The following is a 22,064-nucleotide window of genomic DNA, read 5'->3' as shown; positions in this document are numbered from 1 at the left end:
GCGCCAGGGGCAGGGCTGCTGGGCATTGTCTGAGGTGGTCATGACCGGTGCTCCTCAACGCCGCTTCAAGGTTGCCGTTGTTTCCCACGGCGATGCGCAGGCGCGTGCCGAGGCACGGCCGGACACAGGCCGCCTCAGTGCGATCTTCGCCGCACTGGCGCAGCAGGGGATTGCCGCGGAACCGGCCGTCTGGTCGGACGCGCTCAGCGATGAGGTTCGCGCTCAGCTGATGGGCGTGGATGGCGTGCTGGTCTGGGTAAACCCGATCACGACCCCGGACGGCGATGGTCGGGGGCGGCTGGACGACCTGCTGCGGGAGGTGGCCGCGGCCGGCATCTTCGTCAGCGCCCATCCGGACGTCATCGCCAAGATGGGCACCAAGGAGGTGCTGTTCCGAACCCGAGAGCTGGGTTGGGGCACGGACACGTACGTCTATCCGGAGCCCGCCTCGTTCAGAGCGGCGTTTCCCGCGCGGGTGGCCGCGGGTCCGCGGGTGCTGAAGCGGAACCGCGGCAACGGCGGGCAAGGGGTCTGGAAGGTCGAACGGGCCGCCGGTGCGGACGTCATCGTGCAGGAGGCCTGGGGCGACCGCCGCGTGCGCACCGTCCCCCTCGACGCGTTCATGGCGGAACGGCTGGTCGACTTCACCCATGCCGGCACGCTGGTGGATCAGCCGTTCCAGGCACGGCACCTGGAGGGCATGGTCCGCGGCTACCTCTCCGGTGACCAGGTGGTGGGGTTCGGCCATCAGCTGGTCCGCGCCCTGGCGCCGCCTGAGATCGGGCCGGCCGGGCCGCGCCTCTACTCCGGGCCGGACGATCCCCGGTTCCAGCACCTGCGGGACTTGCTGGAACACGAGTGGGTGCCGCAGATGGCTCACCTGCTGGGGATCGACCTGGACGCCCTGCCGGTGATCTGGGACGCCGATTTCCTGCTGGGTCCGCCGACGCCCGCGGGGGAGGACACCTACGTGCTGTGCGAGATCAACGTCAGCTCGGTGTTTCCGGTCCCCGAGGAGGCCCCGGAAGGACTGGCCAAGACGGCGCTGAAGCGGCTGAGATCACACGTGACGGCGTGCAGGCACCCCGCGAGGCGGTAAGTTGGAGGCCCGCATGCTTGCCCGGGTCGCTGTTCCGATGGCCGTCCTTGCTGGCGGGCTGACCACGGTGGCCACCGACGTGCAACCCTCAGGCGCCGGTCAGGGAGCGCACATTGTGGACATGCGCGACCGGACGACACGCAGTCTCGAAGCGGTGTGCCGCGCCGAGCAGGGCGCGGCGTCCGGGTGGTGCGGTGCCTACCTGATCGGCGTGGCCGACACGCTGACGGCCTTCGGCGATGGTGGCGACGAGGGCGACCTCTGCAACGCCGACTACACGATCGAGCACCTGAAAGTGCCCAAGAGCTAGGCGGTTTGGTGGACATACGACCGGCATGCTGTCTTGGATGATGGTTCCCTTCGCGGTGCTCGCGGGCGCTCTGACGACGCTCCAGGCGGGCAGCAATGCGGCGCTGAAGAAGAGCCTGGGCGAACCCCTGCCAGCTCTGCTGATCAACTACGGGCTCGGGATCAGCATCGTCGTTCTCGCCAACCTTGTCAGCCGCCAGTCCTGGCCGGACTTCGACAAGCTCTCGGGCGTGCTCTGGTGGGCCTGGATCGGGGGGGTGGCGGGTGCAGCCTACGGCTTGGCCGCGATCCTGCTGGCCTACCGCTTGGGTGCCGCGACCCTGATGGCCTCTGTTGTCACCGGACAGGTGATTGCCTCCGTGCTGCTCGACCATTTCGGCTGGCTTGGTTTCGAGGTGCACGCGGCCAACGTCTGGCGCCTGCTCGGAGCCCTGCTGATGATCGTCGGGATGGTGCTGGTGGCCCGGTTCTGAGCACGGGAGGGACGGACCCAGGAGGAGACATGGCCATGATCCAGACGGCGGCGACGCCTTCGAGCGTCGTGGAGCAGACCACCCGGGCGTGCCGCGGCGTCGTGGTGGTACCCATGCCCGGCACCGGTTTCGCGTCCCGCCACGAGCGGGCCACCCGCGCCGAGCTCGCGAGGCGCCTGGCTGCCCTCAAAGACTTCGACTTCGCAGGCGAGCTCGACCCGCCGTTTCCTCACCGCGGCCCGGTCTACCTCGTGCCGGCCGACACGCTCGTCGGGGCCGAGGCCGCGGCGTTCGGCGTGCGCGGCGAGCACGACCTGTTCGGCGGCGTTGCTCCGCACGCGTGCGTGGCCACGAAGGCGATCACCCACCCGCTGGTCGAGCCGGACGCCTTCGCCCCGACCGGCTGGTCCCGCGAGTTCGGGCACCGGGTGCGCGACGTCGTCCTGCGCGGCTTTTCCGCGTTCGCGCCCGAGGATGCGCGCCGCGCCGGCTTGCGCCTGCTCGGGCACGGGCCGGTGCGCCTGAAGGCCGTGCGGGCGACCGCCGGGCGAGGCCAGATCGCGGTCTGCGGCGCCGCCGAGCTGGAGGCGGCGCTCGCCGCGGCGGACGCGGCCGAGCTGTCCGGCCACGGCCTCGTGCTTGAGGAGGACCTCGCCGAGGTCACGACCTACAGCGTCGGCCAGGTGCGCGTGGCCGACCTCGTGGCGAGCTACTGCGGCACCCAGCGCCTGACGCCGGACAACGGCGGCGCGCAAGTGTACGGCGGGTCGGATCTCCTCGTCGCCCGGGGTGACTTCGAGGCGCTGCTCGCGCTCGATCTCCCCGAAGGGGCCCGCCTTGCGGTGGCGCAGGCGCGCACCTACGATGCCGCCGCGATGGAGTGCTTCCCGGGACTGTTCGCGTCGCGACGCAACTACGACGTCGCGCAGGGTGTGGACGCGGCCGGGCGCAGGCGCTCGGGCGTGCTGGAGCAGTCCTGGCGCGCGGGTGGCGCCAGCGGCGCCGAGGTCGCGGCCCTCGAAGCCTTCCGGGCCGACCCGGGGCTGCGGGTCGTGCGCGCCTCCACCGTCGAGATCTATGGCCAGCACCACGCGCCGCCGCCGGGCGCGGTGGTGTACTTCCGCGGCGAGGACGAGCGGGTCGGTCCCATGACGAAGTACGCCTTTGCGGGGCCGCATGGCAGTCCGTGAGGAGGCCATCACCGTCGCGGTGGACGGCAGCGAGGAGCGGCTCCCGGGCACCCTGGTCTCGCCGGGGCCCCTGGTGCCTGGCTTCTTGTTCCTGCAGGGCTGGGGCAGCACCCGGGAGCAGTACCTCGCGCGGGCGGGTGAGATCGCGGCGCTCGGCTGCGTGTGCCTGACCTTCGAGCCGCGCGGGGTGGCGAGGGGCGACCCGCGGCACGAGACGGTGACCCGCGAGGAGAACCTGCGCGACGTCCTCGCCGCCTACGACGCGCTCACTGGCCGGCCCGGGGTCGATCCCGCCGCCGTCGCCGTGGTCGGCAGCAGCTACGGGGCCTACCTGGCCACGATCCTCAGCTCGCTGCGCGCGGTGCGCTGGCTCGCCCTGCGCGTACCCGCGCTCTACAGGGACGAGGACTGGGATGTGCCGAAGGCGCGGCTCGACCGCGAAGCGCTGATGGCCTACCGGCGAGGCCAAGTTTCGCCTGATGACAACCGGGCGCTGGGCGCGTGCGCGGCGTTCCAGGGCGACGTGCTGATTGTGCAGTCCGAGCGCGACGACACCGTCCCGCCGCCGGTGATCGCGAACTACATGGCGGCCTTCGAGCGGACGCGCTCGCTGACCTACCGGGTGATCGAGGGCGCCGACCACGGCCTGTCCGAGGAGCCCTGGCAGCAGGCCTACACCTCGCTTCTCCTCAACTGGGCGCGGGAGATGGTGCTCGGCGCGCGCGAGGGCGGCACCGCCGCGGCAGCGGCGCAAACGCATCTCGCGCCGGCGCCACAGCGCGGGCCACCGGCCCCGGCCTGAAAGGCGCGCTCCGGTGAGTCCGTCCCCGGACGACCTCTGGAGCCCAGCGAGGTTTCCTCTCCCTCGCGCAGAGCCTCCAGGAGGCAGCCCGAACCTGGGACATCGTCTATGCCTCAGGGCAGGTTGGTGGGAAGCTCTACATCGCGACCCACACTATGCCGGACCGGGTCTCCGCGGGGGAGGCGCTCGTCCCTTTCGGCTTGTTCGGTGCTTGCGCGCTGGAGCGGGCCAAGCAGGGTCCGGCACTCGGAGTCGAGCTGCCAATCGACTACCGCTCATCAGGTCGCGCATTGTCCGCCGTCAGCGCCCGTGAGACAGATTAAGGCCCTTCACGAACGGAGGATGGCTGGTTCATCGTAGCCCCAGGAGCGAGAATGAAGCAGACATCCGGGCCGTTGCGGAAGCCGGCAGAGATGGTGATCAAGAACATCCGCCGCGCCACCCGCCGGCAGTTCACGGCCGAGGAGAAGATCCGCATCGTGCTCGAGGGCCTTCGCGGCGACACGGCCCGCGCCGCCACCTCGGACGAGGTCAAGGACCTGCGCCGCGAGGCCAGCGCGCTCAAGGAGGTCGTGGCCGATCTCACCCTGGAGAACCGCCCGCTCAAAAAAGCATGAGCGGGGCTGGGGGCGACGAGGCATGAGGTACCCGGCTCCTGAGAAGCTGGAGATCATCCGGCTGGTCGAGCAATCCCGCCTGCCGGTGCGCGCCACCCTGGAGAAACTCGGCATCCCGCGCGCCACCTTCTGCCGCTGGTACGACGCCTACCAGCGAGGGGGACCCGAGGCCCTGGCCGACCGACCCTCTCGGCCCAGCCGGGCCTGGACCCGCCTGCGGACCTTCCGAAGCTGGCGGTCGCACTTCTCGCCAACTCAGCGATTGGCGTAGCCATCGACGTCGCCAACAATGTCCCAGCGTTGAGGTGGTGTGGGCGGGCAGCCGCTGTCGAGCTCGTAGTGGCTCCTCGGCGGTCAAGCTGTCTCACCCACCTAGATGTTCGGTCCCATAATAGTAGGACGCAGCGAAGCCGCACTCACGCAAAGGGATGTATCGTGGCCGACGAACACGACAGCTCACCGGCTGGGCCGTTGGACCGGGCCATCGCGATCCTGACGTTCATCGCCGAGCAGAAGAAGGCCCTCTCGGCTGCCGAGATTGCCGCTGGGCTCGCGCTGCCGCTGCCGACGGCCCACCGCCTCATCGGCAACCTCGAACATCGGGGCCTGATCCAGAAGGCCCTCGGCACGAAGCGCTACGTCGTCGGCAGCAGGCTCGTCACGCTCTCGGCCAAGACAATCGGGGCAGCGTTCCGCACCGTACGCCGGCAGGCCGTCTTGAGCGCCGTGGCCGATCGGATCGGCGAACAATGCGAGATCGGTGTCGTGCGCGACCATGCTGTGGTCTATGTCGACAGCGTACGGTCAAAGGAACAGCAGAGCTTGCAGTTCAATCCCAGCGACTCCGCACCTCTGCACTGCACTTCGACAGGCAAGATTTACATGAGCCGGCTGCCTGCCAAAATGAGGCACCGCCTGGCCCATTCGATGAACCTTGTCCGCTACACGCCTACTACGATCGTCGACCCCGACGAGCTGCTGGCCAGTCTTGAGGAAACACGGCGCAGGGGCTGGGCCAAGACGAACGAGGAGTTCGTTCGCGGTGTCGTGGGCTGCGCCGTGCCGATCGTCTCACCGGAGGGCGATCTCATCGCCTGCCTGGGCGTGTCGGTGCCGGTGGCGCGCGTCGGCTTTGCAGGCCTCGATACCTTCATCGGTCCTCTGCAGGAGGCGGCGGCCCTCCTCTCAGAGACAATCCTGCAGGACAACGAGGATATCTGAATTCTCAATTTTCGGAATTAAAGCTCTCAGTTTTCGATGCAGATCCTCGACGCAGTGCGCGTGTTGTGTATTCTCAGGGCACGCAGCTGATGTGACCAAATCCTAAGCGGGATGCGCGGTCCTGCGTCACGAAAGCACCGAGACTGGATGAAGAAGGCCGCCGGCTCTGTCCGGCGCGGGTGCTTCGCCATGTCCGCGTCGCCGGAGGTGATCATGAGCCAGCACTATGACGTTGCCGCCGTCCGTCAGGCATTCCCGGCCGCCGAGCACGTGGTCTACCTCGACAGCGGCTTCCAGACTCCTCTCTCTCGCCCGGTGAAGGAGGCTTACGAGCGCTTCCTGCAGGAGGGCTTCGAGACGGCCGGTCCGAAGCAGGTCTGGCTCAACCGGCTGGAGGAGACCCGTGCCAAGGTCGCATCCCTCCTGGGCGCCAGGCCGGACGAAATCGCCTTCACCAAGAACACCTCGGAAAGCATGAACATCGCCGCCAACGCGCTTCCGCTGCGGGCCGGCGACAAGGTTCTGATGATCGAGGGGGATCATCCCAACAACGCCTACGCCTTCCTCAACCTGCAGCGGAAGGGCGTGGAGGTCGTCTTCATTCCGATGAGCGAGGTGGTGAACGCGGAGAGCTTTCGGCCGCATCTCGACGACCGGACGCGGGCGATTTCCATGTCGCATGTCACCTTCCACGCCGGACACCGGTTCGACGTGGAAAGCGTCGGCGAACTCTGTGCGCAGCGCGACCTCTACTTCGTCGTGGACGTGATGCAGGGCATCGGCGTCGTACCGATCGACGCCAAGGCGATGAAGGCCACCTTCGTCGGCTCGGGCACGCATAAGGGCCTTCTCGTGCCGCAGGGGCTCGGCCTGCTCTACTGGGACGCGACCCGGATCGAGCTGGAGCCGGCCTATCTGGCGGCAGCGAGCCTCGCCAGCCCGCCGGCGGATTTCATCGCACGCGCCGACAACATGGCCCTGCCGGCGACCGCCGGGCGGTTCGAACTCGGCAACTTCAACCTGCCAGCCATCCAGGGGCTCGGCGCGGCGCTCGATCTCATCGGCCAAGTCGGGATCGAGAACATCCAGAACCATTGCTTCGACCTCGGCGACTACCTGATCGAGCGTCTCGACGGGCTCGGCGTCGGCTTGGTCGGCCCGCGCGAGCGGCAGCATCGCGCACCGCACATCTACGTCATCGCGCTGCCGGCAGCGGACTGGCTCGACTACTTCACACGCACCGGCATCCGGGTCTCGCCCGAGCGGGACGGCATCCGAGTGTCCTTCGGCATGTTCAACACCACGGCGGACATCGACCGGCTGGTCGAGGCCATCCGCGCCAGGAGCGCGCCGGCGACGCCACAGGTCCGCACGGCCGTCCTGTCGAAGCTCGGGTAGCCCGCCAGAGCGTCCCCACCCCCAGCACGGCGCCCGGAAGGGGGCTGCACTCATCGAGAGGAGAATGGCCATGGTCCCAGGTCGCGTTTTCAGACGAGTGTCCTGCGCGCTCGTCCTCAGCTTCGCCACGACCGTGGCCTCCGCGGAGAGCCCGACGCTGACGAAGATCAAAAGCAACGGCAGCGTGACACTCGGCTATCGCGAGGCTTCGATCCCGTTCTCGTATCTCGGTACGGACCAGAAGCCGGTCGGCTTCTCCCTCGACCTGTGCGCTCAGGTCGTGGCCAAGATCAAAAGTGACCTCAAGCTCGACACCCTTGCGGTCAAGCTCCAGCCGGTCGACTCCACCAATCGCATCCCGCTCATCCAGAACGGGACCATCGACATGGAGTGCGGCGCCACGTCCAGCAGCGTCGCCCGGCTCAAGCAGGTCGCCTTCACGGTCGCGATCTTCGTGTCATCGGCCCGGTGGTTGACCAAGGTCTCATCCGGCATACACGATGTGAAGGATCTCGACGGCAAAACCGTCGTCGCCACGCAGGGCTCGAACGCGGTCGGCTTCGCGTTTGGCATCAAGGCCAAGGGCGGCACTTTCAACGTCATCCAGGCCAAGGATCACGGCGAGTCCATGCTGACGCTTCAGAGTGGGCGTGCCGCGGCTTTCATGGAGGATGACATCTTGCTCGCCAGCCTGAAGGCTCGCACACCCGATCCCGCCGCCTTCGCCTTCCTGCCCGAAACCTACACCTTGGTGCCGTACGGTCTGATGTTGCCCAGGGACGACGTGGAACTCAAGGCGCTTGCGGATGGCGTCCTGAAGGACATGATGGCCTCAGGAGCGTTCACCAGGCTCTACGCCAAGTGGTTCGAGAGCCCGATCCCGCCCCGCAACGAGAACCTGAACTTCCCGATGTCCGATGCTCTGAAACAGCGGGTCGCGCACCCGAGTGACTCAGTCGAGTTCTGACTCGGGTCCGGGTTCGGCACGGTATCGGCTGACCTTGCCTCCAGACATCGAACTTCCGCTGGCCACCCCCAAGCAAACCTTCGTCGGTAGCGGCTTCAACGTCCGCTTGGGGTCGAGGCCGTGTGAAAACTCAGGCGCGCTCCGAAATCGGAGAATAATCTTCTACACAGCCGTTATCCGAGCATCCTGGATGGCGGCCGAGATGTCAGCTGGGTGCCTATTCCGGCGCTGCCCAGGGTTATCGAGGGAAGATCCTTCTGCCGCCTTTGCGTTTCCACACAGCCTCGACCCTTTGCGGACCCTGCCCCGCTGTGCATCAGGTCCTACTCGGATGTTGCTGCTCGGAAAGAGAGCGCATCCCGCTCCGAGTGCAGAAAGCCGATGAGACGTTCAACGAGGTGACCCGGCGGTCGTCCGGCCGGTCGGATCAGTAGCGTCTCAATGAGCACGCGCGGCCGAAACGGCCGCAACACGATCGGTAGGCCGACGAGATCACGTGCAGGGATCGGATCGACGATGGCGACGCCCAGACCTTCCGCCACGAGGCCGCACCGCGCAGCGGTGTATTGAGCCATCAAGACCGAACGCAGTTCGATGCCCGCCCGCGCGAAGGTGTCTTCGATGGCCTGCTGGAACATACCGGGACCGCCCGCCACCATGGGTTCGCCCGCGAGGTCGTGCGCCGTGATCACCCGCTTGCGGCTCAGGGCGTGGTCCCGCCGCAGCGCGCAGACTGCCTCGACCGTCAGGAAGGGCTCGCCCGTCACCCCCGCGTAGCCTGGACGGGGCCGAACGAGGCCGATGTCACACTGCCCCGAGGAGGCCCAGGACCAGATCGTGTCGGGGCTCGGCACGTGGAGCGCGACCCGCGCACCTGGATGCTCGGCGCTCAACCGCCGGATGGCGCGCGGCAGCAGGCGGGCCGCCAGGGAGGGCTGACAGGCCACGCGCAGCGGCCCGGTGCCGAGGTCCCGGATCTGGCGCGCGGCGTGGTGCAGGTGTTCGAGCCCGGCGCAGGTGCGTTCGACCTCACGCGCGAAGGCTTCTCCCTCCGGGGTCGGCGACGCGCTGCCATGACCGCGGACGAAGAGAGCGAAGCCGAGGTCGGCCTCAAGCTGCGCGATGGCGCGGCTCACGTGCGGTTGGCCGACGCCGAGGGCGGCAGCCGCCCTCGTCATCCCGCCGTGACGCAGCACGGCGCGGAAGAGGTCGAGATGGGCTGGGTTCATCATGCCCCGCGTGCATCGAGAAGTCAGATCAGGGCATTTGACGGCATGGGTGAATGGTGGTTGTCAATGTGCCCACCCGCGGTGCGCCGAAGTCGCGCCTGAGACTGTCTGAAGATCATGCTCCACGTCCTACTCCCCTCGGCCCTTGCCATCGCAGCGGGGGTCAGCATCGTCGTCCAGCAGGTGCTAAACGCGAACCTGCGCGCGTCTCTCAACTCGGCCGCGTGGTCCGGTTTCGCGAGCTACGCGGTCGGAGTGGCTTGCATGGCATTGCTCGCCCTTGCCCTGCGCGATCCGGTCCCCGCGGCGGGCGTCGCGACCCGCATCCCGTGGTGGACATGGAGCGGTGGCCTGTTCGGGGCGATCTTCATCGGCCTCGCGATCTTCCTTGTGCCGCAACTCGGGGCCGCGACATTCATCGCGCTCCTCGTCACCGGCCAGATGCTCGCCTCGGTGACGGCGGACCACTTCGGATGGATGGGCCTCGCCCAGCGTGCGATCGACCCACCGCGGTTGATTGGGATCGCTCTCTTGATCGGCGGCGTCATCCTGATCCGGCGGTGAGCTCGGACCCTCCGCGCACTATCAGGGAGCAGCCGCTTCCCACCCCATCCGGACCTTCGGAGGCGGCAAGCCAAATGTCCGCGAAGGGTCACTCCGAGGCCTTCGCCGGAGCCGCCTCGAACGTCCGCTTACCCTGGCCAGGGACCCCGAAGCGGACGGGCCGCAATCGGCCATGCTCTGCTGCAGCCGACCGTCCATGAGCCTGCCAGGATGATGGTCGTTCGCTGCATCAATCTACGGCGCCCCGCGCTATGACGTGGAATTTGGGTCGCGCGTCAGGACCTTCAGCCGGGCTCTCCACCATGCTCTTCCTCATCGCCGCCGTATTCGGCATTGCCGGCTTCGTGAAGGGCGTAATCGGCCTCGGGCTGCCGACAGTGTCGATGGGCCTACTCGCTGTCGCAATGACGCCGCTGCAGGCCCTGACCATCGTTATCGTGCCCGCCATCGTCACCAACATCTGGCAGACCTTCGCCGGGCCGTACCTGGGCAGCATTCTGCGCAGGCTGTGGCCGCTGCTCCTCGGGACCGGCGTCGCGATCTGGGGAGCCGGCGCGTTGATGGCGGGCCCCTACGCGCGCTACGCCACGATCGTGCTAGGGCTCCTGCTGGTGATCTATGCTGGGCTCGGGCTGACGCGACTGCAGATCCGGACAGCACCCCGGAATGAGAAATGGGTCGGCGGCATTGTCGGCCTTCTCACGGGTGTGATCTCAGCCGCCACCGGCATTCAGGTCATTCCGTCGATGCCGTACTTGCAGTCGATCGGCCTGGAGAAAGACGAGCTGGTGCAGGCGCTCGGCGTATTCTTCACGGTGGCAACCTTCGCGCAGGCGTTCAATCTCACGAGCGTGGGCCTTCTCAACGCCTCGACCGCCCTGCCCGGGCTTGTCGCCATGGGAACTGCCTTCGCGGGCATGTTCGTGGGCCAAGTGGTCCGCCAGCGGCTGGACCCGGAGGGGTTCCGACGGTGGTTCCTGATCGCGCTGCTCGTGCTCGGCATCTACCTGGCCGCCAGCACAATCGTGTCACTGTGACGCCGCAGCCAGACCGTCGCGCTGGGTTACCGGTGCCAGCGCTGCCCGCGCAGGGGATCAATTGAGGACGCGATAGGCAACGGTCCTCATTCCGGCCGTCGCCCCTGTACGTCGTCGTCCCACATGAGCCGGACCCGGTCGTTCAAGTCGATGAGTTTGCCTGCGCGTGGACCTCCCCATGGCCGAGGAGGGTCTCAAGCAGGCGTCATACCAAATCCGCTCGATCCCTTCGGGATGGCGGATTGGGGCTTCGCTCAGGCGCGGCGCCTGAGCGCGGCGCCTGAGCGAAGCCGACATCCGCATGGCCGAAATGGGAGACGGCGAAGCCATCAACCGGATCACAAGCCCGCGCGGCGCCTGAGCGACGCCGACATCCGCATTGCGAAGCAATCAACCGGATGTCGGATGACAGCGGACATGACGAGGCTGACGGCCCGACCCGTCCCCCCACTGTGCCCTTCCGTATCATGCAGGTCGCCCCGCCTGCGGGACGCCCGTGCTGGACTTGCGCGACGGGCACGGACGGGATCGCACGGCCACGTCGATCGCGAGAAGGCTGGGCGACGTCGCCCGTGTCGACATTCTCGCGGCAGCCCCACGCCCTGCGCGCGACCGAGGATACCGCTTTGCTGCACCAGCGTGGCTGCACCATCGTGCATTCTCCGGCGAGCGGCTTACCGGTGCAGGAGCAAAAAAATGCAGCATGCTCTTGACGAGCGCCGGATTCGCAGCGATGCTGGTATACAATATATCAGAAGCAGGCTGAAGCTACGGGCCGTTGCCAGCTCGGCCTGACCGTCGCTTGCGACACCTCACTTGACCAAGCCGACCCGATCGAACGCGATAGTCGGCAAGCAACTTCGCCCTTGTCTCGGCAGCCACCACCAACAGCCGGTCTGGCTGAACACTGTCCAGGTCTGCCGCCCACCTGTGGGGCTTGTCTCCCCCGAATCTGTCAAGCAACAACAATAAAAGACATCGCAACAATCGAGGAAACAACAATGCCGACCTCTACACCCATAACTACCAACAGAGTATCTGACAGCTATCGCTGGATGCAGCTGGTGCTTGGCGTCGTCTGCATGGTCATGATCGCCAACCTGCAGTACGGCTGGACTTTCTTCGTACCCGAAATCCAGAAAACATTCGGCTTCGATCGCGCCGCGATCCAATGGGCTTTCACCCTTTTTGTCCTGTTCGAGACCTGGCTCGTGCCCGTCGAGGGCTGGTTCGTCGACAAGTACGGCCCGAAGATCGTGGTCCTGTTCGGTGGCGTGCTCTGCGGCGTCGGCTGGGTGATCAACGCTTACGCGACAGGCCTCAACATGTTCTACGTTGGTCAGGTCATCGCGGGTCTGGGAGCTGGCGCCGTCTACGGAACCTGCGTGGGCAATGCCCTGAAGTGGTTCCCGGACAAGCGTGGTCTGGCCGCCGGTATCACCGCAGCAGGCTTCGGCGCCGGCTCGGCGCTCACGGTGGCGCCTATTCAGTGGATGATTGCCGACAAGGGCTTCCAAGCTGCCTTCCTCAACTTCGGCATTGGTCAGGGCGTGATCGTTGCCGCCCTCGCCTTCTTCCTGGCGTCTCCGCGCAAGGGCCAAGTTCCGGAGGTGACGAGCACCGCCAATCTCCAATCTCGGCGCAACTACACGCCCAGTGAAGTGGTTCGTCAGCCGATTTTCTGGCTGATGTACTTCATGTTCGTCATCGTCGGCGCAGGCGGCCTCATGATCACCGCGAACCTGAAGCCAATCGCGGCCGATATCCACGTCGACAAGGTGCCGGTGACGATCCTCGGTGTTACGATGGTGGCCATCACCTTTGCGGCGACGATCGACCGCGTGCTCAACGGTCTGACCCGTCCCTTCTTCGGCTGGGTCTCGGACAAGATCGGTCGCGAGAACACGATGTTCATCGCCTTCGCCATGGAGGGGTTTGGCATCTACATGCTGTACCTGTGGGGACATGATCCGCTGTGGTTCGTCCTCCTGTCGGGCTTCGTGTTCTTTGCCTGGGGTGAAATCTACTCGCTATTCCCCTCGACCTGCACCGACACGTTCGGCTCCAAGTTCGCGGCGACGAACGCCGGGCTGCTCTACACGGCAAAGGGGACTGCGGCGCTGCTCGTGCCGTTCGCCAACTACCTGCAGCAGAGCACGGGCAATTGGGACGGCGTATTTCTCGCGGCGGCCGGAGCCAACATCCTGGCTTCGATCCTCGCCATCGCGGTGCTGAAGCCTTGGCGCAAGCGCGTCGTCACCAATGCGCAGACCGATGCGGAGTTGCCGGCCGGCACCAAGGTCGCGGTCGCCTGACAGCCTCCGGGCAATCGTAGGCACGAGCAAGCAACGGGAAGGGCCTGGACACGTCCAGACCCTTTCTCGTTGAGCGCCGTTGCCAATGTGGCGGGAGAATTAAGGAATGAAGCGAGATTCAATCTACTGCGCACACTACATTCGGCAAGAGAATGGGATTTTTACTGCGCGAGAGGCAATTCCCGGGCCTCAGTCTCTCGAGTTTTTCTCAAAAGACCTTAATCGTGTTCAGGAAGCCATTAAGGAAATATGGGCTGCCGAGCGCAAGACTCTGCCGATGCCAGAATGGTTTAGAGGTGCCCTGGCTTCCCGAAAGCAAGCCCGGGTCGATCTCGACAGCTTGGCGTGATCGCGGTCTATCCCGCCACGTCGCGCAGTGCCCAGGCGCGGGACGGCCCGTCCTGCAGGAAGGCGTAGATGATCGGCAGCGCGGCTGGCATGGGCGGGCTCGTGATCAAGTGGTGAGGCGCGGGCCCGGGTTTCTCCCTGCCCGGTCGAGCGTGATCAGGGCTGCCGGTCAGGCCCGCGTCTCATGCAAGCTGTGCCAGGGTCAGGACTCAATCGGCACCAGAACGCGACGACAGCCGCGAGGGCGAGCGCGGAAGCGAAGTTGCGGGCGAGCTCGTCGTCGCGGGTGGCGATCCGGCGGAAGTCCTTGAGACGGCAGAAGGCGGCCTCGATGCGCCAGCGGTCACGGGAGCGGCGCTTGTCGTGGCGAAGCGCGCGCGTGCGGGCGCGGGTGCCGGGCGGGTGCCGGGCGGGTGCCGGGCGGGTGCCGGGGATGACTGGGGTGATGCTCTTCTCCCGCAGATCAGCCCGCAGCCGATCGGCGTCGCAGCCCTTGTCGTCGGCGATCAGGCGGCGGCTCCGGCCGGGGGCCTCGACCAGCACCGCCGGGGCGGTCCGCCCGTCGCTGGCGTCGCCCGGCGTCAGCAGGAGGACACCGGGGCGGCCGAGCACGTCGACGAGCGCGTGGATCTTGGTCGTCTGACCACCCCGCGAAGGGCCGATGGCCTGCGCTGTCGCTCCCCTTTGCCCCCGTGAGCCGAGCGCTGGGCTTTGACGCAGGCCGCATGGAGGGCGGCCGCCTCGCCCGACCACCCGGCTTTGGCCAGGGCCGCCAGCATCGCCGTCCAGAAGCCGCGCCGCGACCACCTGGTGAAGCGGTTGTAGACCGTGGTGGGGTGTCCATACGCGGCCGGGCCATCGCGCCAGCGCATCCGGAAGTGAGCACGTGCAGGATGCCGGCGATGATCCGGCGATCGTCCTCGCGCTCGGGGCCGGGCTGGTTTGTGGGCATGGACGGTGCGATCACCGCCCACTGCTCGTCCGAGAGCCAGAACAGGTCCGCCATCGCCGCCTGCATGCGGCAAGCGACGGCCCTGAATCACAAAACTATAGGCCCTGCAACACCTTGGTTCGGTTCACATCCTAGGCTTGACGCTGCGGCCCGTCGAGCAGGCCGCGGACGATGCGAACGCACGGTCTGCCGTCGATCGGTCGTGGGTCGGCAACGCGCCGGGAGCAGACCTTCGATCGGTGCCGCCGCACTGGCCGCTTGCAATCCGGCAGGGACCTTTCGAGCTCCCGCGAAGCGGGCCCTCGATTTCCCACGGTCGTGGGAGCGGGGCGAACGACATGTCAACCACGCCGGCCCGGGACGGCGTCAAGGGTCCGGCTGCTTCGAGCCAGTCTCGGTGGATTTCATGGGGACCGGCGGGAAGACGATCCTGACCAGCAGCCCCGATCCGCCTCGGCGAGCGTCACCGAGGGTCACGGCGGCACCGATCCGGTCGGCGAGGGCCCGAACCACGGCGAGGCCGAGGCCGCTGCCCTCCGGGCCGCCACTCCGGGCGACCCGATAGAAGCGCGAGAAAACCTTCTCCCGGTGCTGCGGCGCAATTCCCGGCCCGTCGTCCTCAACCTCGGCAATGGCTCCGCCCGGTTCGTTCGCCACGCGCACGACCACCCGGGCGCCGGCCCCGGCGTAGCGGATCGCGTTGTCGACGATGTTGGCGAGGATCTCGCCGACCAGGGTCGCATGGCCCGGAACCATGACGGCTTCGCTCGGCCGTTCGTATTCGATCTCGACGCCGGCGGCGAGAGCGCGCGGGACCTGGTCCGCAAGAACCGTCGCGGCGACCTCGGCGAGATCCAGATTCGTCATCACGAGCGCGCCTGGGTCCTCGTCGGCGCGGGCAAGGGCGAGGAGTTGGGCGAGCAGGTGCTCCAGGCGCAAAGCCGCGCCCTCGATGTCGTCGAGCGCGGCGCGGCCTTCGGGGCTCGCGCCGACGCCGTGGCGGCGCGCGAGATCGACATGCATGCGCAGCACTGCGAGCGGCGTTCGCATCTGATGCGAGGCGTCGGCCGTGAAGCGCCGCACGGCCACCATGACCTGCTCCAGCCGGGCGAGCAGGGTGTTGAAGGCCAGCACCGGGGCGGCGGCCTCCGCCGGCACGCGCGAGGCGTCGAGGGGCTGCAGGCTGATCGCGCCGGGCGCCGCCCGCCGGTCGATCTCGGCGCTGAGATGATCCAGGGGCGCCAGGCCGCGGCTGATCCCGTGCCACGTCAGCACCCCGACCAGAGCCAGGAGGACGGCTTCGAGCACGAACAGGCCGCCGAACAGCCGCGCCTCCAGGGTGCGTCGCGCATCGCGCGTCTCGGCCACCTGAACCAGGACCAAGCCCGGCTTGCCGTAGACCCGCCGCGCCTGCGCGGCGACGCGCACGGGCGCCCCGCGCATCACCGCGTCCCAGTGCCGGGTCGGGCCGGGCTCCATCTCCGAGGCCGGGCGAGGCAGGTCGCGGTAGCCCGTGACGAGCTGGTCCTGGTAGCTGACACTGTAGTAGATGCGGTCATGCGCTTGGCTCTCCAGCATGCCGAGCGCCACCCGCGGCAGGTCCACCGTCACCTCGTTGTCCTCGTCCAACGCGAGGCGCTCGGCGATGGCCAGGACGGAGCCGTCGAGGAGACGGTCGTGCGTCGTCTCGACGACATCCCGGATGACGAGGGCGCCGCCGAGGCCGAGCACGAGGGCGAGGGCTGCGGTGGGCAGGAGCATCCGCAGCATCAGCCCGCGCCGCAGGGAGGGCGGGCGCCGGCTCATCCGGCGTCGAGGAGATAGCCGAGACCGCGGATCGTGCGGATCTCCGGTCCCTTCGGCTGCAGCTTCTTGCGCAGGCGCGCGATGTAGAGTTCGAGGGCGTTCGGCGCCACCTCGTCGTCGAACCCGAACACCTCGTTGTTCAGCCGCTCCTTCGGCACCACCTGCCCGGCCTTGGCCATCAGCACGGTGAGCACCGCGCGTTCCCGGCGCCGGAGCGCAAGGGGTTCGCCGTCGAGCGTCACCGCCCCGGTCGAGCGGTCGAGGGCGAGCGTCCCGCAGCGCAGGACGGGGTTGGGCTGGCCCTGACCGCGCCGGATCTGGGCGCGCACCCGCGCCTCGAACTCGGCGGGGGCGAAAGGCTTGAGCAGGTAGTCGTCCGCCCCGAGATCGAGCCCCCGCACCCGGTCCGCCACCGCGTCGCGCGCGGTCAGGATCAGCACCGGCACGGTACTCCCTGCTGCTCGAATGCGCCGCAGCACCTCGAAGCCGGAGAGGCCCGGAAGGCCGATGTCGAGCACGATCAGGCTGTAGGGCTCCGAGAGGGCGAGCCGCGCCGCGTCCTCGCCGTCCGCTTCGTGGTCTGCCGCGAGTCCGGCGAGCCGGAGCGACGCCACGAGCCCCCGCGCCAGAGCCGCGTCGTCCTCCACGACGAGCACCCGCATCCGCCCGCCCTCCCTCGGTACCAGCCTCCGCGCATCCGCGCTGCGGCGGCTTGGCATCGCGGCGCGAGCCTGTAGCCTCGATCCTCGCGACTGTGAGCACCGCAGGCAACCGAAAAGCGGTGGGTGGGGAGGGAACGTGCGCATCCTCGCGGCCGGATTGATCGCCTTCGGCGTCCTGCTCGCCTCCGCCCGGGCCCAGGTCGACGCGCCCGTCGACGTGCGGCGCCAGGACGTCGCGGAGGCCGTGCGGGAGGGCGCATTGGTCATCCGCGCGACGACCGACGAGGCGGAGGCCTCCGCGCTGCTGGAGGGGTTCCGGCAGAGCTACCCGGGCGTCTCGGTCTCCTACGCCAAGCTGAACTCGTCGAAGCTCTACGAGGAGTTTCTCGCCGAGGCCGGGGCGGGAGGCGGTACGGCCGACATCCTCTGGAGCTCGGCCATGGACCTCCAGGTCAAGCTCGTGAATGACGGCTTTGCCGAGCGGTACGTCTCCCGGGAGGCGGAGGGGCTGCCTGCCTGGGCAGTGTGGCGCTACGAGGCCTACGGCGTCACCGCCGAGCCGGTCGCGATCGCCTACAACCGCAGCCTGCTTCCCGACGAGCGTGTGCCGCGCAGCCACGCCGACCTCGTCCGCAGCCTGACGCAGGACCCGGAGGCGTGGCACGGCAAGGTCGCCACCTACGACCCGGAGCGCAGCGGCGTCGGCTTCCTGTTCCTCACGCAGAACCTCGCGGTGACGCCGCGGACCTGGGACCTCGTGCGCGCCCTCGGGCAGGTCGGGGCGAAGCTCTACACCACCACGACGCACATGCTCGACCGCGTCGTCGCCGGCGAGGCGCTGCTGGCCTTCGATGTCTTCGGCGCCTACGCCCTGGAGCGGGCCAAGCAGGACCCGAGGCTCGGCGTCGTGCTTCCCGCCGACTACACGCTGATCACCTCGCGCATCGCCTTCATTCCCAAGGCGGCCCAGCACAAGGCGGCAGCCCGGCTCTTCCTCGACTACATGCTCTCATGGGAGGGGCAGGCGCGGCTCGCGGCCCGCTCGGTGACGCCCGCGCGCGCCGACGCGCGCCAGCCCGACGACCCCGTCGCGGCCGCCCCCCAGCCGATCGTGGTCGGGCCCGAACTCCTCACCGCCCTCGACCAGATCAAGCGCAGCCGGACGCTGAAGCAGTGGCGGCGGGTCATCGAGGGACGATAGGACGAAGCTTTCCCGGCCACCTCGCAGAAATTCGCGCCGCGACAGATTTGTGACAGGTTCCATCTCGAAGATCCCTCCAAACACATTCAGGAGGGAACGGATGCAAGTCACGGGCATCTTGCACGGCGCGAAGCTCCTGCAGTTCGCCGGCTTTCCCACGTCCGAGGTGCTCGGCCCGGACGCGAGCGAGGAAGAGATCAAGGGGCTGATCGACCGCCACGGTTCGATCTTCATCAAGCCGGTCTTCAAGGGCGGCGTCGGCAAGAAGGGCAAGGCGGGCTCGTCGGCCGCGCCTCGGACCTGAGGACGGCGCTGCGCGAGAAGGAGCGGCTCTACTTCTCGGAGCACCGCCACGGCCACGCGGTGGCCAAGGCCAACGGCGTCACCTTCGAGGGCGCGGTGCCGGCCGAGCACGAGGTCTACTTCTCGATCTCCGACAGCACGCGCTACCGCGCCCCGACCATGACGCTGACCCACCGCGGCGGCGTCGACATCGAGGAACTCGACAAGAGCGAGGTGGCGCAGGTTCCCTTCGACCCGCTCACCGGCCTCAAGGCCTTCGTGGTGGCGAACGCCCTCTCGGAACTGAACGCCCCGAAGGCCCTGATCTCGCCGCTGGTGCAGCAGCTGCCGAAGCTCTGGGAACTCTACCACGGCTTCGGCATGACCACGGTCGAGTTGAACCCGATCCGCATGCGCCCCGACCGCAGCGGCCGCCTCACCCCCGTCGCCTGCGACTTCAAGTGCGGCTTCGACCGCGACGACCCGCGCTGGCAGCGCCTCGGCCTGCCGGGCAAGTCGAACAACACCGACATCTTCGAGACTTTCCGGGCGATGGCGGACGCGCTGCGCGAGCATGTCGGCCGGCACGGGCCGACGCCGCTGTACATCGTCGCCGGCCGCGGCGGCCCGAACCTGGTGCGCGGGATGGGGGCATTGCGCGACACGGCCGAGGCGCTGGGCCTGCCCTACCGGCTGTTCGGGTTCGATTCCGACATGAGCGAGGTCGTCGCCTACGCCCGCAAGGCCGACCAGTGGATGCGCCAGGGCGGGCGCGAGGCGGTGGCGCGCGCCATCGGTCTCGGCGAGCCGCTGCGTCACGCGGCCGAGTAAGCGAGGGAGGACGACATGCACAAGCACGGCATCGGCAGCTTCAAGTACCACGTCGGCATCTCTTCGCTCGATTAGGTCGCCACGCGCCAGGACCGGGTCTGCGTGCTCAACATCCTCGGGGGTGAGTCGAGCGACGTGACGCCCGTCGGCCACGCCTATTCGGGCGGCAACGTGGTGTTCGGCACCTCGCCCGGCCGCCGCGGGCAGGTTCTCGAGACCCCGCTCGGCGAGATCCCAGTCTACAACAACGTCCGCGAGGGGCTGGAGGCCGGGCACCGCTTCAATTGCGGCGTCGTCTACCTGCCGCCGTCCGGCGCCCGCGACGGCGTCGCCGAGCTGATCCGGGTCAACCCGGACCTGCGCAAGATCTTCATCGTCACCGAGAAGCTCTCGGTCCACGACAGCCGCGAGATCCGGGCCCTCGGCCAGCAGAACGGCGTCGACATCTTCGGCGGCAACAGCCTCGGGGTCGCCGACGCCTACCATCAGGTCCGCATCGGCGGCGCGCTCGGCGGCGACAGCCCGGGCGAGGCGCTCAAGGCCGGCTCGGTGGCGATCTTCTCGAATTCCGGCAACTTCACCACGACGATCGCCACCTACCTGCGCATGAGCGGCTGGGGCACCACCACGCTCATCTCCAGCGGCAAGGACGTCTACATCCAGTACGCGGCGCCGGAATTCGCCTTCGCGCTCGCCAACGACGCGCGCAGCAAGGCGGCGGTGCTCTACGTGGAGCCGGGCGGCTACTACGAACTCGACGCGCACTTCACCAAGCCGGTCGTCGCCTGCGTGGTCGGGCGCTGGAAGAGCCGGCTCTCCCGGGCGGTGGGTCACGCGGGCGCCATGGCGGGCGGCGACGACGATGCCGCCGCCAAGGAGCGCTGGTTCATGGAGAAGTTCGGGGTGGACGAGGTGTTCACGCCCGACAACCCGGTCGTCTCGGCCAAGGGCGCGGTGGTCACGAACATCGCCCACATCCCGGCGGCGCTCACCGCGGTGATGCGCGAGAACGGGGCGCGGCCCGACTTCGCGCCCGAGAGCAGCCTCGCCCTCAAGCCCTGGTTCGGCTCGAATGCCGGCCTGACCCTGCCGGCCGGGCTCGACCTGCCGGTGGTCGCGGCGGCGATGCCCTACGGCGAGCAGATCGCGCGGCTCAACCGCCAGATCGGCATCGTGCTGCCGCGCCAGACCATGAAGGACGTCTCGGGCGCCTCGCAGATGGACCCGAAGACGCAGGTCACCAGCCTGCACGGCGTCTCGATGCTGGAGGCGGCGCGCCTGCCGATGGAGGCGAACCTCGCCCTCGCCCTCCTGCGCGAGGCCGCGGGCGACAACGACCGTGCCCTGATCAACGCCGCGGTGGCCGCCGAGGTGAACCTGCACGGGCGGCCGGAACTCGCGGCCGCTGAGGCCGCCCGCGAGGCCGGCAACGCGCCGAACGTGGTGCTCGCCGCCGCCGCGAGCCTCGTCGGCCCGCGCCGCGCCGAGACGGCGCGGCGGATCTGCCGGCTCCTCACCGACCGCTTCGTGGAGGCGGGGCTGCCGAGCGCCCTCGACGAGAGTTTCGACCTCGGTCGCGTGGCGGCGGATCCGGATCTCGCCGCTCTCCTCGTCGGCCCGAAGCCCGATCCGCGGGCGCAGGCGCTCCTCGACGCCCTCCAGGCCCGCGGCGCCCGCTCGGTGTTCCTGCGCTACCTGCGCGGCCTCGGCGGCCACCCGACGCGGGACGCGGTGCTGGCCACGGTCGCCACCACGCTCGCCTGGGGGCCGCTGATGCGCAAGCGCATCTCGCGCCTCACGGCCGAGAGCCTGCCCTGGTGGCTGCAGCTCTTCGGCGTGCTGCTGGGCGCGGCGGTCCCGGCGGAGGGGCACGAAGCGGACAGCTTCTGCGGCGTGCCGAACGTCGACCTCCTCGGGCGCCGTACCCTCGGCGAGATCGGCTGCCTCGCGCTCCTCGGCCGGGAGGGCGCAGCCGGCGACGTGTTCGTCTTCGAGACCCTGATCGGGCTCCTCCTGTCGAACGGTCCGGGCACGATCTCGGCGCAAGGCTGCAAGGGCGCGGTCTCGGCCGACGGGCCGGAGAGCCCGGAGCGGGTGCAACTCAACAAGGCGGTGATCGGGTTCCTGAGCCATGCGGGCTACGCCCACGGCGGCAACGGCTACGAGGGCATCGCCTTCCTGATCGAGCAGTTCCGCGACGCGGGCCTCGCCGACCCGGGCGACCCGGACCACGACGTCGACCTCGAGGCGCTCGCCGACCGCACCGCCGCGGAGTACGCCCGCTACAAGACTGACCGGAAGAGCGCGGGCAGCCTCGACATCCAGAAGATCCCGGGCGTCAACCACCCGGTCTTCAAGGACAAGGCCGTGAACCACGACCCGCGCGAGGTCTGGATCCACGACCTGCTCGCGGCGCGCGGCGACACCAACGCCTTCCACGCCTACTACCGCGCCCTGGTGCGGGCCCTTCACGAGGCGGGCGTGTCGCGCACCGTCTACTGCGTGAACATCGACGCGGTGATCGCGGCGCTGCTCCTGAAGATGCTGTGGCGGCCCTACCAGGACGGCGACTTCTCTGGCGCCGCACTCGAGACGGCGGCGTTCACGATCTTCCTGTTCGCCCGCATGCTCGGCTGCGCGGCGGAGGTGGACGATCACACGAACCGCGGCCGCAACATGGACACGCGCACGCCCGCCTCGCAGTGCCGCTTCGTGGCCTGATCACGCGAAGGCCCGCGCGACGGCCTTCGCGCGGGTCCCG

General features: G+C 68.5%; 18 protein-coding genes and 2 pseudogenes. 16 read left to right on the top strand and 4 right to left on the bottom strand.

Annotation, left to right across the window (positions count from 1 at the left end; genetic code table 11):
• Window positions 1-40: 40 nt before the first annotated feature.
• From QA634_RS31065 to QA634_RS31025, 9 genes and pseudogenes are all read left to right on the top strand, one after another.
• On the top strand, window positions 41-1,099 hold the full coding sequence (locus QA634_RS31065; protein WP_012335805.1) for a Cj0069 family protein: 1,059 nt from the start codon (window positions 41-43) through the stop codon (window positions 1,097-1,099).
• A 13-nt stretch (window positions 1,100-1,112) separates the two neighbouring features.
• Window positions 1,113-1,409, top strand: a complete 297-nt coding sequence (locus QA634_RS31060; RefSeq protein ID WP_012335804.1) for a hypothetical protein — start codon at window positions 1,113-1,115, stop codon at window positions 1,407-1,409.
• Window positions 1,410-1,434: 25 nt separating this feature from the next.
• The gene (locus tag QA634_RS31055; RefSeq protein ID WP_012335803.1) at window positions 1,435-1,881 is read left to right on the top strand and encodes a DMT family transporter; all 447 of its coding nucleotides are present in this window, start codon (window positions 1,435-1,437) and stop codon (window positions 1,879-1,881) included.
• 29 nt (window positions 1,882-1,910) lie between these two features.
• Window positions 1,911-3,071, top strand: coding sequence for a DUF3182 family protein (locus QA634_RS31050; RefSeq protein ID WP_012335802.1), 1,161 nt, complete (start codon window positions 1,911-1,913; stop codon window positions 3,069-3,071).
• Window positions 3,058-3,873 (top strand): alpha/beta hydrolase family protein, encoded by an 816-nt coding sequence (locus tag QA634_RS31045; RefSeq protein WP_012335801.1) that lies wholly within the window; start codon window positions 3,058-3,060, stop codon window positions 3,871-3,873. Before QA634_RS31050 ends, QA634_RS31045 begins: the two co-directional genes overlap by 14 nt.
• A gap of 374 nt (window positions 3,874-4,247) precedes the next feature.
• Window positions 4,248-4,707, top strand: a pseudogene (locus tag QA634_RS31040) (helix-turn-helix domain-containing protein); the annotation flags it as partial.
• Window positions 4,708-4,925: 218 nt separating this feature from the next.
• Window positions 4,926-5,711, top strand: coding sequence for an IclR family transcriptional regulator (locus QA634_RS31035; protein ID WP_012335799.1), 786 nt, complete (start codon window positions 4,926-4,928; stop codon window positions 5,709-5,711).
• Between the two features lie 147 nt (window positions 5,712-5,858).
• Window positions 5,859-7,109 carry an aminotransferase class V-fold PLP-dependent enzyme gene (locus tag QA634_RS31030; protein WP_012335798.1) on the top strand — a complete coding sequence of 417 codons (1,251 nt, stop codon included), beginning with the start codon at window positions 5,859-5,861 and terminating at the stop codon, window positions 7,107-7,109.
• A gap of 70 nt (window positions 7,110-7,179) precedes the next feature.
• On the top strand, window positions 7,180-8,076 hold the full coding sequence (locus QA634_RS31025) for an amino acid ABC transporter substrate-binding protein (RefSeq protein ID WP_012335797.1): 897 nt from the start codon (window positions 7,180-7,182) through the stop codon (window positions 8,074-8,076).
• Between the two features lie 323 nt (window positions 8,077-8,399).
• Here the strand turns inward: QA634_RS31025 and QA634_RS31020 are convergent, their stop codons facing one another.
• Window positions 8,400-9,308: a LysR family transcriptional regulator gene (locus QA634_RS31020; RefSeq protein WP_012335796.1), complete on the bottom strand. Its 909-nt coding sequence runs from the start codon at window positions 9,306-9,308 to the stop codon at window positions 8,400-8,402.
• Between the two features lie 114 nt (window positions 9,309-9,422).
• Here QA634_RS31020 and QA634_RS31015 point away from each other — a divergent pair, with 114 nt between their 5' ends.
• From QA634_RS31015 to oxlT, 3 genes are all read left to right on the top strand, one after another.
• Window positions 9,423-9,869: a DMT family transporter gene (locus tag QA634_RS31015; protein ID WP_012335795.1), complete on the top strand. Its 447-nt coding sequence runs from the start codon at window positions 9,423-9,425 to the stop codon at window positions 9,867-9,869.
• A gap of 302 nt (window positions 9,870-10,171) precedes the next feature.
• On the top strand, window positions 10,172-10,906 hold the full coding sequence (locus tag QA634_RS31010) for a sulfite exporter TauE/SafE family protein (RefSeq protein WP_012335794.1): 735 nt from the start codon (window positions 10,172-10,174) through the stop codon (window positions 10,904-10,906).
• Between the two features lie 1,001 nt (window positions 10,907-11,907).
• Entirely contained in the window at window positions 11,908-13,221 is a 1,314-nt protein-coding gene (oxlT, locus tag QA634_RS31005; RefSeq protein WP_012335793.1) for an oxalate/formate MFS antiporter, read from the top strand.
• Between the two features lie 564 nt (window positions 13,222-13,785).
• Here the strand turns inward: oxlT and QA634_RS31000 are convergent.
• From QA634_RS31000 to QA634_RS30990, 3 genes and pseudogenes are all read right to left on the bottom strand, one after another.
• Window positions 13,786-14,575, bottom strand: a pseudogene (locus QA634_RS31000) (IS5 family transposase); the annotation flags it as partial.
• Window positions 14,576-14,887: 312 nt separating this feature from the next.
• Window positions 14,888-16,327, bottom strand: coding sequence for a sensor histidine kinase (locus tag QA634_RS30995; RefSeq protein ID WP_012335792.1), 1,440 nt, complete (start codon window positions 16,325-16,327; stop codon window positions 14,888-14,890).
• Window positions 16,324-16,989 (bottom strand): response regulator, encoded by a 666-nt coding sequence (locus QA634_RS30990; protein WP_012335791.1) that lies wholly within the window; start codon window positions 16,987-16,989, stop codon window positions 16,324-16,326. The genes QA634_RS30995 and QA634_RS30990 overlap by 4 nt, the downstream gene beginning before the upstream one ends.
• Window positions 16,990-17,125: 136 nt before the next feature.
• Between QA634_RS30990 and QA634_RS30985 the strand changes: the two genes are divergently transcribed.
• From QA634_RS30985 to QA634_RS30970, 4 genes are all read left to right on the top strand, one after another.
• Window positions 17,126-18,190 carry an ABC transporter substrate-binding protein gene (locus QA634_RS30985; protein WP_012335790.1) on the top strand — a complete coding sequence of 355 codons (1,065 nt, stop codon included), beginning with the start codon at window positions 17,126-17,128 and terminating at the stop codon, window positions 18,188-18,190.
• Window positions 18,191-18,290: 100 nt separating this feature from the next.
• Window positions 18,291-18,494, top strand: a complete 204-nt coding sequence (locus tag QA634_RS30980; protein ID WP_265576464.1) for a hypothetical protein — start codon at window positions 18,291-18,293, stop codon at window positions 18,492-18,494.
• Window positions 18,495-18,553: 59 nt separating this feature from the next.
• Window positions 18,554-19,303: an ATP-grasp domain-containing protein gene (locus tag QA634_RS30975; protein ID WP_265576463.1), complete on the top strand. Its 750-nt coding sequence runs from the start codon at window positions 18,554-18,556 to the stop codon at window positions 19,301-19,303.
• Between the two features lie 102 nt (window positions 19,304-19,405).
• A complete protein-coding gene (locus QA634_RS30970; RefSeq protein WP_265576462.1) occupies window positions 19,406-22,024 on the top strand; it encodes a CoA-binding protein in 2,619 nt (872 codons plus the stop codon).
• Window positions 22,025-22,064 lie beyond the last annotated feature (40 nt).

Source organism: Methylobacterium sp. CB376 (assembly GCF_029714205.1).
In the GTDB taxonomy this organism is placed as follows: domain Bacteria; phylum Pseudomonadota; class Alphaproteobacteria; order Rhizobiales; family Beijerinckiaceae; genus Methylobacterium.
This window is presented reverse-complemented; position numbering and strand designations above follow the sequence as displayed.

Bases quoted from the DNA above. Each gene is read 5' to 3' on its own strand.
- QA634_RS30995 (WP_012335792.1), bottom strand. From the start codon at position 16,327: ATGAGCCGGCGCCCGCCCTCCCTGCGGCGCGGGCTGATGCTGCGGATG.
- oxlT (WP_012335793.1), top strand. From the start codon at position 11,908: ATGCCGACCTCTACACCCATAACTACCAACAGAGTATCTGACAGCTAT.
- QA634_RS30990 (WP_012335791.1), bottom strand. From the start codon at position 16,989: ATGCGGGTGCTCGTCGTGGAGGACGACGCGGCTCTGGCGCGGGGGCTC.
- QA634_RS30980 (WP_265576464.1), top strand. From the start codon at position 18,291: ATGCAAGTCACGGGCATCTTGCACGGCGCGAAGCTCCTGCAGTTCGCC.
- QA634_RS31050 (WP_012335802.1), top strand. From the start codon at position 1,911: ATGGCCATGATCCAGACGGCGGCGACGCCTTCGAGCGTCGTGGAGCAG.
- QA634_RS31045 (WP_012335801.1), top strand. From the start codon at position 3,058: ATGGCAGTCCGTGAGGAGGCCATCACCGTCGCGGTGGACGGCAGCGAG.
- QA634_RS31055 (WP_012335803.1), top strand. From the start codon at position 1,435: ATGCTGTCTTGGATGATGGTTCCCTTCGCGGTGCTCGCGGGCGCTCTG.
- QA634_RS31020 (WP_012335796.1), bottom strand. From the start codon at position 9,308: ATGATGAACCCAGCCCATCTCGACCTCTTCCGCGCCGTGCTGCGTCAC.
- QA634_RS31015 (WP_012335795.1), top strand. From the start codon at position 9,423: ATGCTCCACGTCCTACTCCCCTCGGCCCTTGCCATCGCAGCGGGGGTC.
- QA634_RS31065 (WP_012335805.1), top strand. From the start codon at position 41: ATGACCGGTGCTCCTCAACGCCGCTTCAAGGTTGCCGTTGTTTCCCAC.
- QA634_RS31010 (WP_012335794.1), top strand. From the start codon at position 10,172: ATGCTCTTCCTCATCGCCGCCGTATTCGGCATTGCCGGCTTCGTGAAG.
- QA634_RS31060 (WP_012335804.1), top strand. From the start codon at position 1,113: ATGCTTGCCCGGGTCGCTGTTCCGATGGCCGTCCTTGCTGGCGGGCTG.
- QA634_RS31025 (WP_012335797.1), top strand. From the start codon at position 7,180: ATGGTCCCAGGTCGCGTTTTCAGACGAGTGTCCTGCGCGCTCGTCCTC.
- QA634_RS31030 (WP_012335798.1), top strand. From the start codon at position 5,859: ATGAAGAAGGCCGCCGGCTCTGTCCGGCGCGGGTGCTTCGCCATGTCC.